The following is a 14792-nucleotide window of genomic DNA, read 5'->3' as shown; positions in this document are numbered from 1 at the left end:
GTAAGCCTAGATTAAACTCTTTTTTTAGCTACGCTTATTCTATGCGCTAAAGCGCACACTTTTTGAGGATAAATGTATGCCTAGTCTACGGAGTTTTAGTATATCCCAGCGTTTCTCGCTGCTCATAGCTATTGTTGTATTTGGGCTTATAGCGCTTAGTGTAGCCAGCCTAACTCACCAATATAGCTCTCTTAAAAACGAGCAGTACCTTAAAACACAAAATGTAGTAGAAACTGCGTACAGTATAATTGAGCACTTTTATGACCTTGAGCAAAATAATACTCTCACTCAACAACAAGCTCAATCGCATGCACTTAATGCAATAAGAGCTCTGCGCTACGACAAAACCAATTACTTTTGGATTAACAATTACCAGCCAAAAATGGTTATGCATCCTATAAAACCTGCGCTTGAAGGAAAAGATTTAACCAATAATAAAGACCCTGACGGCAAAGCATTGTTTGTTGATATGGTTAATATAGTTAAACGCTCTGGCGAGGGATTTATTCCTTATAAATGGCCAAAACCAGGTAAAGAAAAACCAGTTGAAAAAATCGCATTTGTTAAAGGTTTTAATCAATGGCAATGGATTATTGGCTCAGGTGTTTATCTTGATTCAATTGACGAAGCATTTAGCGAGCAACGTAATCTAATAGTCATCAGTGCAACAATTATGATTATTGCTGTTATTTTACTTAGTTACTTTATAGGCAAGAGCATTTTAATACCTACTCGTTTAGCAGCCGATATGATGAAAGATATTTCACAAGGTGAAGGCGATTTAACTCGTACATTAAATGAATCCGGTAACGATGAAATATCTGAACTATCACACTCATTTAATTTATTTGTTTTAAAAATGCGAGAGTCTCTTGTTCATGTATCACAAAGTGCAAACGATGTAAGCGAGCATGCGCATACAGTTGATGATTCAAGTAGAACAAGCCACTCGTTTATTGAGCTTCAAAACGATAGCTCAACCCAAGTTGCAGCTGCCATGGAGCAAATGACTCACCAAATACATGATGTAAGCCGTAACGCCGAAGCCGCAGAGCAAGCAGCTAAAGATGCAGCACAAAACGCATCAACGGGTAAAAATGTGGTTGCGCAAACAATTACAGCAATAGAAACACTCTCAAGCAACATAGAAACAGTCAGCCGTGTAACAGAAGATTTAGCCAACGAGAGCCATAATATAGGCTCTGTACTTGATGTAATAAGAAGCATATCGGAGCAAACAAACTTACTGGCATTAAATGCTGCCATTGAGGCTGCTCGCGCAGGAGAGCATGGCCGAGGATTTGCTGTTGTTGCAGACGAAGTAAGAACACTGGCTAGTCGTACAGGGCAAAGTACCGACGAAATTCAAACCATGATCACTAAACTTCAAGAAGGTGCAAAAGCAGCAGTAGAAGCAGTTAAATCAAGCCAAGCACTTTCAGTTTCTACCGTAGATCAGGCGTCATCAGCCAATACTTCACTTAATGAAATAGAACGACTTGTTTCAATTATTACCGAAATGAACAGCCAAATCGCACGCGCCACAGAGCAGCAAACTCAAGCTGCCGACGAGGTTAATTTGCGTATTAATGAGCTATCTCAATCAACTGAGCAATCATTAAATAATACTAAACAGCTTACCGATGCCAGTGATAATCTTAAACAAAGTAGCCAAGAGCTTTCGAGCGTAGTTAATCGTTTTAAATTAGATTAATCGATACCGTTCTCATAAAATGCAAAAAGCCCTCAATTAACAGGGCTTTTTTATTGCATGTAAGTTTTTAGCTTACAAACAGTAACGTGCAAACAAGCTCGTTACTGATGCAGCCGTTGGCTTGCCATGCTGCCAATCACCGCCTTCAACACCGCTTCCTGCAATGTCCATATGCACATAAGGCAAAGGTTGCGCAGAGTCGTTACCGTGCTTATCAAGCCCACCAACAATAGCCATAAACGCCATAGGGAACTGATGTCCACGAGCAGTAACTGCAGATGCTGCGTTATTGCTCGAGAGTACATCGTCTGCTAGCGTGCGTGGTTTAATAAAGTCGTAATCTTCACGGCGAGAACGCGATACTTCTGCGCCATCGGCCCACAAATCTCCAAGGTCAGCTATTTGACGTGAAACACCAGCGCTACGAGCTGGACCATTTTCAACATACGCACCGTAAGGACCCATTGCACGTGCCGCGTGACCCGTTAATGTAGCTACAGTAAATAACGTTGGGTTTATTTCGCCTTTAGCTAAATCTTTCATTTCGCTAAGCAGGTCGCCCATTGCTAATCGCCCTTCTGCATCGGTATTACCAATGCGTACACGGATACCTTCGCGGCTAGTAATAATTTCATCTGGCACAAAACAATCCGAGCCAATAGAGTTACGAACAACAGCCAAGTACGATACTACTTTAACGCCTTTAGGCTGATAATCCGCAACGGCTTTCATAAAGCCCGCAACAGAAGCTGCGCCACCTTTATCGCGACTCATGCCTGCCATATGACCACCTACTTTTAAATCTGCACCGCCTGTATCGTATACAAGACCCTTACCTACAAACATAAGTGTACGAGTAATTTCGCCCTCTGGTACATATTCAAGCTTAACAACACGTGGGTGATGGCGCTCAACTGCATACGATGCACGAGCAACAGTGCTTAGCATTGGGTAGTTTTTATCAATAGCTGCAATATCATCAATTACGTCAACTGCAATGTTTGAGCCTTTAAATAAATCAACGCAGTAATCAGCAAAACGTGGTGGAGCCATACGCTCAGGTTCGGTGCCACATAAGTCACGCGCGGCATATTGGCCCGCAGCAATTGCATTAACAGCTTTAATTGTTTGCTCGCTTGCGCCAACTAAACCAATTTGAGTAATAGGTTCAATACTTTCACCGTGATATTCACGCGCTTCTAATGGCTGCCATAAGGCTTGGCAAGCGCCTAAATAAGCAACTTCTAAAGCATGCTGATAACGGCTATCGCCATTTAAATTTGGTAAAAATAATGCAGGGTTAACACTACCCGACGCTTTTGCTTCGTTAATTGCTAATTTAGCAGCATCAAAATAACGACGCACGTCGTCGTAATCTCTATTTAACGGACCCGTTGGCGCAAGTACAACGCGTTTATTTTCAATCACTAATAAAGTAACTTGTTTACCAATACGAGAATCAACTTTTGCTTGGTCTAAAATAGCATCACGTAATGAGTTATTTGGTAATAGAGAAAAGTCATCACTAATAATAATAAGCGCATCATGAGATGTGCATTCAAGGCTTGCACTAACCGCTTGAGGGTATGCCATAAATAAAGTCCTGTTAGAAAACATAAGCCCCTATTATCGTCGATTTAAATATTGAAGACCAGCAAGGTGCGATGAGCTAATTATACAAGTTGCCAATAAATGGCAACTTGGGGTTACAGGCTTTACAGCTTAATCGAGAATACTCAGTTGGAAGTTTTGTTCTGGCTCGCTTTTAATGCCAACGCCTATGCCAAGTAATCTTACAGGTTGTTGTAGCCCTCGTTGATAAGCCTTAGTAAGGAGTTGAATAAATATTTCTGTGTTTAGCTCGTGGTATGCCTGATCGGCTGAGGTTACTACAAAGTTTGCAAACTTCACTTTAACACTCAGCTTATTAATACGGTTTTGTAATTGCTGTTTATTAAGTCTTAAAACTAATTCGTCTAACAATTTTGGCAGCTCATCTAAGCACTCTTGCAAACTTGTTTTATTGTATTCGTAGGTATGCTCAACACTCAGCGACTTTCTGATGCGATCTGTTGATACTTTACCAACATATTCACCTGCACATTTTTGATAAAGCGACACACCAAAATTACCCACATGTTGCTGCATCCAGTTAACGCCTTTTTCACGTACATCCTTGCCGGTATATAAGCCTTTTAAATTTAGCTTTTCGAGCGTTACTTTACCCACCCCCGGAATTTTCCCCAGCGGTAATTGCGCTAAAAAGTCATCGACCTCATGAGGCAAAACGACAAATTGACCATTCGGTTTTTTTTCGTCGCTGGCTATTTTGGCAATAAATTTAATCGGTGCAATACCTGCTGATGCAGTGAGCCCTGTGGCATTGTAAATATCGGCTCTTATTTGCTGTGCAATAAGTGTGGCACTGCCTTTACAAGCGGTGCTGTCTGTTACATCTAGGTAGGCTTCGTCTAAAGAAAGAGGTTCAACTAAATCTGTGTAGCGGCTAAATACTTCACGTATTTGATTTGAAGCTTCTTTGTATACAGCCATGCGCCCTGGGACAATAACTAAATCAGGGCATAATTGTTTAGCATGATAGTTCGACATAGCCGATCGCACGCCATATTCTCTAGCTATATAGTTAGCGGTTGAGAGCACGCCTCGTCGGCTATTGCCTCCAATAGCAAGCGGTACACATGCAAGTTTTGGATTATCTCGCATTTCTACTGCTGCATAAAAGCAATCCATGTCTATGTGAATAAACTTCTTCATCACCACAATAATAACTGGTTATTTATACAGTCATTATTATAGAATCAAATGTGATAAGCAAGCCTAGTGAACTATTAAAAAAAGCGCTTATTACCTTCTTGCTCTTTATAACTGCTTAGCCAAAACATAACCTCGAAAAAAAACCCCGCTAACATCAAAATAATAGCGCCTGATTCGTTACCCATTGCGTAACAGGTAAAAGAGGCTATAAATACCAAACAAGCTAAAAACCAATTAATTATATTCTGCATATTTCTACCTCTGTGTGTTGTCTGTGCAATTTAACTGTAGACCTAAAATTAAATAGGTACAATCATCTTATAAAAAAACATGCCATTAATTACCTTGAGCTCGTAACCCCATGTTGATAATCTAAGTACTTTAAAATTAAGGGCCAATAAATAATGCAAACGTTTAAAGATCAGCACCCTATCCATACCGACATCACCGTAGCGTGGGCTGATATGGATGCACTACAACACGTAAATAATGTAGTGTATTTACGTTACTTTGAAATAGCCCGAATCGACTTCTTAAATAAAATAAATCTGTTCGATACAATAAGCCCTAATGGCGTGGGCCCGGTAATAAGCGAAAATAACATTCGTTATAAACGCCCAGTTACATTCCCAGATACGCTTACAGTCGGTGTTACTATTTCTGATATAAAAACAGACCGATTTGTTATGAATTACACCGTATTTAGTCACGCACAAAACGCTATAACAACAACAGGCACTTCAAAAGTGGTTATGTTTGATTTTGAAACAGGCCAAAAAGCCCTCATTGCAGAGCCTCTTTTATCGGCGTTAGTTAGCTACTCTCAAGACGAGCAATAAGGAATTCTCATGCAATACAGCCCACTTGGCAGCAGTGGTATTAACGTTTCAAGAGTATGTTTAGGCAGTATGACTTGGGGTAAACAAAATACTCAAAGCGATGCTGATGAACAAATAGCCTACGCGCTAGAGCAAGGCGTAAACTTTATTGATACAGCCGAAATGTATGCAGTACCGCCCTCTCCAGAGACCTATGGAAAAACTGAGGAAATTATTGGCGATTGGCTATCGCGTAATCAGCAAAAGCGCAGCGATGTGGTACTTGCTACAAAAATTGCAGGCAATGGATTATCGTGGGTACGTGATGGTGGCAATATTACGCGCCAAACGGTAATTGAAGCCGTAGACGATTCACTTAAGCGCCTTAAAACCAACTACATTGATTTATATCAGCTGCATTGGCCAAACCGCTCTACCCCGCACTTTGGCAGACAATGGCCCGGCACTCTTAAATTTACCGACGTAAATACACAAGAGCAGCAAGCTAGTATGCTTGATATTCTAGAGGGCCTTAATGAATGTGTTAAAGCAGGTAAAATTAAGCACTGCGGTTTATCTGACGATACGCCATGGGGTATAAGCCAGTTTTTAAGTTTGGCCAAAGAGCATAACTTACCGCGTATGGTATCTATTCAAAATGAGTTTAGCTTAGCGCACGCTAAAGACTGGCCGTATTTAATAGAACAATGTGTACACGAAGATATTGCCTACTTACCGTGGTCGCCTTTAGCAGCTGGTTTATTAACGGGTAAATACCTAAACGGTGCTCGCCCAGAAGGATCTCGTTGGACCTTCATGCAGCGCAACGGTATTTTTAGAGATACACCCAATGCAGAGCAAGCCACTAAGCAGTATGTTGATCTGGCTCATGCAAACAATATTACTCCAGCACAACTAGCACTCGCATGGTGTAACCAAGTAGATGGCGTAACCTCTTCAATTATTGGTGCAACAAACATAGCTCAATTAAAAGAAGATATTGATGCATTTAACATCACGTTAAGCGACGAAATTCTTAGTGAGATTAACACTATATTTAGAAACCATCCGATGCCTTATTAAGCATGTATGAGTTAAAGCAGCCTTGAATGAGGTTGCTTTTTAACTAGAATATTTGACCTTACTACAACCAACACTATACTTTTATTAAGTTTTCTTAATTCAACGAACACTTATCAATGCTGAAAAACGGATACTATGCATTTTGCTTATTAATTGTATTTAACGCGCATGCTGTTGAACAAAAATTACAGCCTCTAGAAGAAATTATTTGGCTGCAAAGTTACACGCCCCCTTTTCATATAGCTAAAAGCGAAAGTGCACCACAAGGCGGAATTTGCGACAACCTAACCGAGCAACTCATTAGAACAATAAAAGATGTAAAACATACCCGCTTAATTGTTCCTCAGCAGCGTATAAATAAATATTTAAATGAAGGAAAAAATGTATGTTTTCCGTGTGTTATTTATAAAAAAAATAATAACCAACAACTTAACTACTCAAATCCAACAACGGTATATCCCCCATTTTCAATTATCACGACTAAAGAGCTAAAGCCGCAATTGGAAGAAAAGCACGGCTCGCCTATTCACCTTATTAATTTATTAACCGACCCGCAATACGTATACGGGCAAGCTGCTGCACGTAAATTTACAACTAAAATTAATACAATTATTGAAAACACAAAACGAGATAAAGAATCGTCGCTAAGTTGGAGTAGCGAAAATGAAAGTCAGGCTGTTATAGCACGCTTGAGTCACGGCTTTTTAGACTACTCAATTGATTACCCGTTTATGGCCGATTACTTTAATAAACAAGGGAAATATACGAATATAGAAAGTGTCCCAATTGCAGAAAATGACATTCAATTTATACGAGGAGCAATAGGTTGTGCGGCTAACGCACCTAATAATTTTGCACAGCAAGCGCTTAAAAAAATTAACCGCGCGCTAAAAAATAATGTACTACAATCGCCTGAGTATCAACAAAGTCAGCATAATTGGCTTAAAACTACCTTTGCCGACTTTAATAAACACTACCAACAGCAAGTTATTAATTTTTACTTACTTGCCACTGATGCTCAAGCAAGCACTGATCATTAGCATAAAGTGCCACAGCAAAAATACTTTTAGGTGTTACCTCGCCTACGCCCGACGGTGTGCCTGTCATTACTACATCACCATCTTCTAAGCTCATAAATTCACTAATTTCTTGTAAAATTGAGTCCGGATTATGCAGCATAAAATGAGTATCGCCTCGCTGAATTACTTCATTATTAATTTTAAGTTCAAAAGTAAAGTGCTTCATTGTCTCTGTTAGCGCTACAAAATCAGTTAAAATAACAGAGCCGTCGAACGCTTTTGCGCGCTCCCATGGAAGTCCTTTATTTTTTAATTTACTTTGCACAGTACGCTTAGTTAAATCAAGGCCGAGTCCAACCCCTACAAATTTTTTATTTTTAACTACAAAACATAACTCGGTTTCATAATGCAGCGTATCGCCGTTATGAGCCGCAAATAACGTATTAGTAATTGCGCTATTTGGCTTATTAAATAAAACCATTTGATCTGGTGTTTCGTTGTTTAGCTCTGCAATATGTGCGGTATAGTTTCGACCAACACAGACTACTTTTGATGGTGTTAATTCTTCAGATACTAACTTTATTGAATGCATATAAATAATGTCTCAGTTATTGGACCTGTTGACCTTTCAGGATTAAATTTGTTCAATTTAGGGGCTATTTAATCGCGGCGCCAGGTTTGTAACCTAGTGGGCTCGGTAACTGCTCCTGCGTTACCCTACTGGCTTACATCCATGTAAGAATAAGTAAAAACCGAGCAAAGCTTCCGCGTCCTGCTCACGCCCCTTACCTAAATCCATGTAGGCAACAAAGAGTAAATAGCCCCTGGGCAGAACCCTTCGGGCAGCGCGTGTTTGGCATTTGTGCTACGTTATCGCCTATTTATGGGTAATAACCACACTACACAGGCTCTGCCTTGCCTAAATACCAAACATACTGCTGCAAATTTAACCTCGAAAGATAAACAGGCCCTAGCTAATAAGCGTTTCAAGTAAGCTCAAATTAATAGGTTTAAGTAAAACTCGGTCAATATTTAAATCTTTTATTTCTTTAGGATCTGGCTCTGCGCCACTTACAATCACCAAGCGTAGCTCTGGATATCGCTCATTAACTTGCTGGCCTAAATCAATGCCACGCCCATCAGGTAAATGCATGTCTAACAATACCTTATTAAATTGCTGGTCGTGATTAAGTATTTGCAAACATTGTGCGCAGCTAGACGCAATGACGGTTTCAACGCCTAGACTTTCTAAAAGTAGCTGCGTAATTTGCGCTGCATCGTGATCGTCTTCAACAAGTAAAAAGCGCTGCTTTTTCTCGGTTAAGCCCTTACTACAATTTATATCTTTAGCTTGCGGTGCATGCTCTGGCGCTACCAAATAATCTTGCAAACATTGATATAAAGCCGCGCTATCAACAGGTTTTGGTATTACATCGTTAAAGCCAAGTGCAGCAAGCTCCTCATGTATGCCTTTCATAGTAGCGGCAGTGAGCGCGATTATTGGGCCTTTGTAACCCATTTTTCTAAGCTCTATGGTAGCTTCCTTGCCGCCCATTACAGGCATATGAATATCAATAAAAATAATGTCGTAAGGCGCTTTATACGCATCGGCAATACGCACTTTTTCAAGCGCTTGTTGGCCATGTTCGGCATAATCTACGCGCGCACCACAGGTACTGATCATATGACCAACTAGCATGCGTAAATCACGTAAATCATCAACTACTAATACTCGCCCATGCACTTTACATGGAGCCGATTTACTTTGTAGTTGTGGCGCACTGCTAAAATTAAGTACCTGTCGTTCTACTTCGCTAATATCACCTGGGTAAACCGAAATAGTAAACGTAGAGCCTTTACCAATTTCAGAATGCAAACTAATATCACCGTGCATACGTGCTAACAATTCAGCACATATTGCCAAGCCTAAGCCTGCGCCACCTACAGAGCGTGATTCTACATCAGCTATTTGTTCAAATGGCTTGAATATTAGTTCTTGTTTTTCAGGGGCAATGCCCATGCCTGAGTCTTTAATGCTAAAAAATAGCATTTCACGATCATCAACCCACTGCGTCCACGCATTAACAACAATTTCGCCTTTATCGGTAAATTTAACCGCATTGTTTATTAGATTTATTAAAATTTGGCGAACTCTTGTTGCATCAAGTCGTGCAACCAAAGGTAATGGCTGATGAGATTCAAAGCGCAGCGTAAGGCCCTTATCTAGCACCGATACGCGCATTAGCGTGTATACATCGGCAAGCATGCTATCAAGGTTAACTTCGCTTAGGGTAAGTTCCAGTTTATCGGCTGCTATTTTAGATAAGTCGAGCACATCGTTTAACAGGCTCAATAAATGTTTACCGTTTCGATAAATAACACCCAATTCATTTTCTGCTTGCTGACTAAAGTCGCTCTGCATTAATAGTTCGGTGTAACCTAAAATAGACGATAGAGGGGTACGTAATTCGTGGCTTAAATGAGCTAAAAAGCGGTCTTTTGAGCGATTTTCAGCTTCGGCCTTTAAACGCTCTACTCGCTCACCTTCAACATCTTTACGAGCAAGTGCATAACGAATAGCGCGCGCAAAGCGGCTCGAACTCATTTCTGTTTTTATTAAATAATCTACTGCACCGGCATCAAGCGCTGCCGAGTCTAACTCGTCGTTTGACTGCCCAGTAAGCATAATTATGGGGCCGCTAAAGCCATTAGCAATCGCTTCTTTTAATACATCTAAACCATTAGATGCACCCAAGCGGTAATCAAGCAGGCAAATGTCATGCTCGTTTTTACTAAGCGTTGCAATTGCCTGCTCTGGGGAACTTATCCATTGAATGTTAAACGTGTGTGAATCCAATTGGTCCAGATAGTCGCAGGTGAGTATGTAATCATCTTCATCATCTTCTACAAGCAGCAACTGAGTCACTTTATCTAACATACAATCTCCATTAATCGTTAAATGTTGTCGGTAGCTCTACAAACTCTACCCAGTATTTTCCTAGCGTTTTCATCAAATCAACTAAACCATCAAACGTCACTGGCTTAGTAATATAAGATGCAGCACCTAAGTTATACCCTTTAACCATGTCTTCTTCTTGCTTAGACGTAGTTAATATAACAACCGGGATTCCCTTTAAATTAGGGTTTGCTTTTATAGCTTCAAGTGCTTCACGACCATCCATTCTTGGCATGTTTAAATCAAGTAATATCAATCCTGGTCGTGGCGACACTGTTTTGTCTTCAAACTTACCTTTACGTTCTAAATATTCAAGTAACTCAACGCCATCTTCAACAAAATGAAGTTCGTTAAGTACACGGCTTTCGGCAAGGGCATCTTGTGTTAACAAACGATCATCTTCATCATCGTCTGCCATTAAAATAGTAATAGGTTTTACTTTTGAATAGGGCATTTAAGCCTCTCCTTGCAATGTGAAAAGCGCAGCTTCCACAGGTAGTTTTATAATGAAGGTTGCACCTTCACCGTCTTTACTTTTTGCTGTAATTGTTCCGCCATGACGTTCCACAATACGCCTACATACAGAAAGGCCAATACCTGTGCCTTTATATTGTGAGCGACCGTGCAAACGTTGAAACGGTACAAATATTTTATCGGCATAGTCCTGTGAAAAACCAATACCGTTATCTTCTATAGTAATAACTTGAAAGCTCAAATTGGTATTATGATCCTCACTAAAAATATCTTTATCTTGGTAGCTGATTTTTATATGTGGACTTACACCTGGGCGCCTAAATTTTACAGCGTTCGACAACAAGTTTAAAAACAGCTGCTGCATTTGGCTTTTATCAGCCTGAATAACCGGTAAGTCTTCTACATCAATTTGTGCATCTGACTCTTTTATCGCAATTTCTAAATCACTTAATATATCGGTTACTACTTCGTTTAAATTTGTATCATCGAAGTCTTTGCCGCGCGTAGTAATACGCGAGAACTCTAATAGATCATTAATTAAGTTAGACATGCGTTGCGCTGCATTTTTCATGCGGCCAATGTAATCAATCCCTTTTTCACCAAGCTCATCTTTAAACATGGTTTCGAGGCGGTCACTAAAGGCTTGAATTTTTCTAAGCGGTTCTTGTAAGTCATGGCTCGCTACAAAAGCAAACTCTTCAAGCTCTCGGTTACTTCGGCTCAGTTCGTCAGAATACAACGTTAATTCTTGCGTACGCTCAGACACTTTAGTTGCTAAAGTCTCGTTTTGTTTTTCAAGCTCAAAACGATACTTAGCTGCATTTCTTAAATTAAGACGTGTCATTACAAACATACCAATAATAAGTAATAAGCTTGTGATTGCTGTAATAGCAAACGTGATTTTAGCTTCATTCTTAATTTGCGCTAACTTTGAAAAATGGCTCACTTTAAAGAGTAATTCACGGTCTTGAATTTCATTAACATACTCTCTAATTTGCTTATAAAGCTCCCGACCTTTATGTGTATTTAACACATAAATTGCACGTCGCTCTTTGTCATCCAATGCTAGGTTTACAGTTTGCTTCAGCTCTTTAATTTTGCTATCAACTAGTACTAACAACTGAGCAATACGCTCAGCTTGGCCGTCAATCTCAGAGTGTAGTGACTTAACATGATCTGTTTGAGCTTCAATTTGTCCAATAGCATCGTAATAAGGCGTTAAATAGTCAGTCTCTTCTGTTAATAAATAACCGCGCTGACCAGACTCAGCCTGCACTATTGATAAATGCAGTTGCTCAATTGCCGCTGTCAGCATATTAGTGTTATCTAAACTCTTTTGGGTTTGCGTTAAACCTTGAATCGTATTCAATGCTAAAACTGCGTTACCTACAATAATACTTAACACAACAACTATAAAAGCTGCCCAAGTAACATTCGCTTTACCTTGCTGTTTTTGCTTGCTCATTTAGCTTCCCGAATTAGAGTTTGTACAACACTTACTATTTATTGAGAGTCAGTTATTTTTTGTAAACTTTCACTACACTGTTGGCAATTGTTAATAATTTTATCAAGTGCATCTAGCGCTTTTTCTTTTGGCATATCGTTTTCAAGTACCAACTTAATAAGCTCTGCATTCATCGATATACGATTAAGCGGCGCTCTTGCATCGTGTACTAATTTATTTAGTTGCTCTGTTTGGTTATCGGATGTCATGCCCTTCCTCAAATCTATTTATATTCGCCAATACCGCCATATGCATTAAGGCGGTTATAAAGTGTTTTGGTGCTAATACCCAGCATTTGTGCAGCAAGCGTTTTATTACCTTGCACCTTATCGAGCGTTGCATGAATAAGTTCTTTTTCAACTTCTTCAATGGTTTGTCCTGCTGATACTGGCTTTTCGGCCGCTTGGTTATTAACGCGCGAAAAAGGCGACTCTAAGTTATCAGGTAGAGTAATGTCGCTGGTTTGCGGATCGCTCATAATAAATGCACGGTGTATAGCGTGGCGAAGCTCTCGTACATTACCTGGCCATTCATAGCTTTGTAACTCTTTTAGCTGCGCTGGCGTCCAACTAAATGGGGTACCGTTTTCATCATTAAGCTGATCTAAAAATGCTTTAGCTAATAAAGGAATATCTTCTTTTCTATCGCGAAGTGGCGGTATATCAATAGGAAAAACAGCCAACCTAAAGTAAATATCTTCACGAATAATATTATTTTGCGCTAAATCGGTAAGCGAGCGGTTAGTGGCTGAAATAACACGACAATTGGTTGGTATTTCTCTGTTACCACCTACGCGTGTTACTTTTTTAGTTTCAAGTACTCGCAGTAAATTTGGCTGCATATCAATTGGCATTTCGGTTACTTCATCTAAAAACAAAGTACCGTTATTTGATTGCTCAAACACACCTTCTTTACGTGCTATTGCGCCTGTAAATGCGCCTTTTTCGTGGCCAAATAACTCACTACCAATTAACTCTTTGGAAAGTGCGCCACAGTTGCTAGCAACTAATGGGCCTTCGCACTGGCTTGCGTTATGAATAGCTTGAGCCACTACTTCTTTACCTGCACCACTTTCACCCATAAGCATCACGTTAGCGTTTGTTTTAGCTACGCGTTCAATCATGTTGTATAGTTTTTGCATTGGCTCAGACTCACCAATTAACCCACCAAAGTGGCGTGTAATACCGCTCGACTTGGCTTTTTTAACTGTTTTTTTAGGGCCATTTAAAACGAGTTCTAAATCTTCGCGTTGTAATGGTTTTAATAAATGCCCTACATTTGGCTCACACATTTCAGCTAAAATGCCTTTAACTGAAGGATGACCCGATATAAGTGTAATTTTTGGAGATTGCCCAATCGTTTTTAAATGATCAAGTAAGTGCAAACCGCTACCATCAGGTAACATAAAATCAAGTAGCACATGGTCAAAGGTATTATTTTCAAACCATTGATGTGCTTCTTTTAAACTGGTGGCGGTGCTTATATTGTGGCCGAGGAATTCGACTATGTGGCAAACAACGTCACTAAATTCAACGTCATCGTCTACTAAAAGTATGTCTAACATGATAAATCCCTATGCTTTTTTTCTTATTCTACGCATCCTAAATATTAATTTAAAGGCACGCCTAGAATCTAATTACTTAAATAGCTAAGTAATCCAATGCTATTTATTTTACCAACCTAATATTTACGTATGCTTAAAAAAAACGATCACAAATTACGAAAAATAATTAAAATCGTTTCTATTTATAGAATGGTAGCAACTGTTATCATTAAAAGCTTAAAAAAGGAGACGAAATGCAGCAATTAAAAACCTTAGTTCATTCAGGTATTAATATTGACCACGGTAGTCAGTTTACGCGCTTAACAGCTCGCGCCATTGTTATTAAAAATAATAAAATACTTTTAATGTATACAAACCGCTATGAAGATTACAGCTTACCGGGTGGTGGAGTAGATGAAGGCGAAAGTATTGAACAAGGCTTAATTCGCGAACTAAGCGAAGAAACCGGTGCACAACAAATAAGTGTAGTTAAAGCCTTTGGACTCTATGAAGAGTATCGCCCTTGGTATAAAGAAGACTTTGATATTATTCATATCAAATCGTATTGCTTTGTATGTAATATTGCCGACGAGTTTGGCAAAGCACAGTTAGAGCATTATGAGCAGCAAAATGGCATGACTGCTAAATGGGTTGATATTAACGATGCAATTGCTCATAACGAGCGCACACTTGCTAACAGTGAAAAACAAGGACTCTCCATTTTACGAGAAACCTACCTACTAAAGCGCATTGCTAAAGAACTTCTATAAGTTGAATAAGCATGAGCAGTCAACCTTGTAAATTTTGCATCAATCAGAACTTTTTACTGCTTTGGATAATATATTCATAGTAGTAAAAAGTTATTAGCAGAATAAAAAACCAAAAATAGATAATACATTTCAATAA

At 39.5% G+C, this 14792-nt stretch carries 14 protein-coding genes; 5 read left to right on the top strand and 9 right to left on the bottom strand.

The window, feature by feature from the left end:
- The first annotated feature begins 76 nt into the window (after nt 1-76).
- Nucleotides 77-1714, top strand: coding sequence for a methyl-accepting chemotaxis protein (locus PARC_RS03820; protein WP_010553140.1), 1638 nt, complete (start codon nt 77-79; stop codon nt 1712-1714).
- 72 nt (nt 1715-1786) lie between these two features.
- Here the strand turns inward: PARC_RS03820 and PARC_RS03815 are convergent, their stop codons facing one another.
- From PARC_RS03815 to PARC_RS21600, 3 genes are all read right to left on the bottom strand, one after another.
- Complete coding sequence (locus PARC_RS03815; protein ID WP_007581538.1) at nt 1787-3307, bottom strand: M17 family metallopeptidase; 1521 nt, start codon at nt 3305-3307, stop codon at nt 1787-1789.
- A 129-nt stretch (nt 3308-3436) separates the two neighbouring features.
- Nucleotides 3437-4489, bottom strand: a complete 1053-nt coding sequence (dinB, locus tag PARC_RS03810; RefSeq protein ID WP_024590076.1) for a DNA polymerase IV — start codon at nt 4487-4489, stop codon at nt 3437-3439.
- 74 nt (nt 4490-4563) lie between these two features.
- The gene (locus PARC_RS21600) at nt 4564-4740 is read right to left on the bottom strand and encodes a hypothetical protein (protein ID WP_010553138.1); all 177 of its coding nucleotides are present in this window, start codon (nt 4738-4740) and stop codon (nt 4564-4566) included.
- A gap of 153 nt (nt 4741-4893) precedes the next feature.
- Between PARC_RS21600 and PARC_RS03805 the strand changes: the two genes are divergently transcribed.
- The 3 genes from PARC_RS03805 to PARC_RS03795 all read left to right on the top strand — a co-directional run bounded on the left by PARC_RS03805 (nt 4894) and on the right by PARC_RS03795 (nt 7430).
- Complete coding sequence (locus tag PARC_RS03805) at nt 4894-5328, top strand: acyl-CoA thioesterase (RefSeq protein ID WP_010553137.1); 435 nt, start codon at nt 4894-4896, stop codon at nt 5326-5328.
- Between the two features lie 9 nt (nt 5329-5337).
- Nucleotides 5338-6390 carry an aldo/keto reductase gene (locus tag PARC_RS03800; protein WP_010553136.1) on the top strand — a complete coding sequence of 351 codons (1053 nt, stop codon included), beginning with the start codon at nt 5338-5340 and terminating at the stop codon, nt 6388-6390.
- Nucleotides 6391-6506: 116 nt separating this feature from the next.
- Nucleotides 6507-7430 (top strand): ABC transporter substrate-binding protein, encoded by a 924-nt coding sequence (locus tag PARC_RS03795; protein WP_010553135.1) that lies wholly within the window; start codon nt 6507-6509, stop codon nt 7428-7430.
- Here the strand turns inward: PARC_RS03795 and PARC_RS03790 are convergent.
- From PARC_RS03790 to PARC_RS03765, 6 genes are all read right to left on the bottom strand, one after another.
- Nucleotides 7381-8001 (bottom strand): fumarylacetoacetate hydrolase family protein, encoded by a 621-nt coding sequence (locus PARC_RS03790; RefSeq protein ID WP_010553134.1) that lies wholly within the window; start codon nt 7999-8001, stop codon nt 7381-7383. The genes PARC_RS03795 and PARC_RS03790 overlap by 50 nt on opposite strands.
- Nucleotides 8002-8379: 378 nt before the next feature.
- On the bottom strand, nt 8380-10347 hold the full coding sequence (locus PARC_RS03785) for a response regulator (protein WP_010553133.1): 1968 nt from the start codon (nt 10345-10347) through the stop codon (nt 8380-8382).
- Between the two features lie 10 nt (nt 10348-10357).
- Nucleotides 10358-10819, bottom strand: coding sequence for a response regulator (locus PARC_RS03780; protein ID WP_007581526.1), 462 nt, complete (start codon nt 10817-10819; stop codon nt 10358-10360).
- Complete coding sequence (locus tag PARC_RS03775; protein WP_010553132.1) at nt 10820-12304, bottom strand: sensor histidine kinase; 1485 nt, start codon at nt 12302-12304, stop codon at nt 10820-10822.
- A gap of 38 nt (nt 12305-12342) precedes the next feature.
- Nucleotides 12343-12552 (bottom strand): histidine kinase dimerization/phospho-acceptor domain-containing protein, encoded by a 210-nt coding sequence (locus PARC_RS03770; protein ID WP_007581523.1) that lies wholly within the window; start codon nt 12550-12552, stop codon nt 12343-12345.
- 14 nt (nt 12553-12566) lie between these two features.
- Nucleotides 12567-13907, bottom strand: coding sequence for a sigma-54-dependent transcriptional regulator (locus tag PARC_RS03765; protein ID WP_010553131.1), 1341 nt, complete (start codon nt 13905-13907; stop codon nt 12567-12569).
- A gap of 233 nt (nt 13908-14140) precedes the next feature.
- Between PARC_RS03765 and PARC_RS03760 the strand changes: the two genes are divergently transcribed.
- Entirely contained in the window at nt 14141-14656 is a 516-nt protein-coding gene (locus PARC_RS03760; protein ID WP_010553130.1) for an NUDIX hydrolase, read from the top strand.
- Nucleotides 14657-14792: the final 136 nt, after the last annotated feature.

It is taken from the genome of Pseudoalteromonas arctica A 37-1-2, from assembly GCF_000238395.3.
Classification (GTDB): Bacteria; Pseudomonadota; Gammaproteobacteria; order Enterobacterales; family Alteromonadaceae; genus Pseudoalteromonas; species Pseudoalteromonas arctica.
Note: the sequence above shows the minus strand (reverse complement) of the source record. Positions and strands in the feature narration are given on the sequence as shown.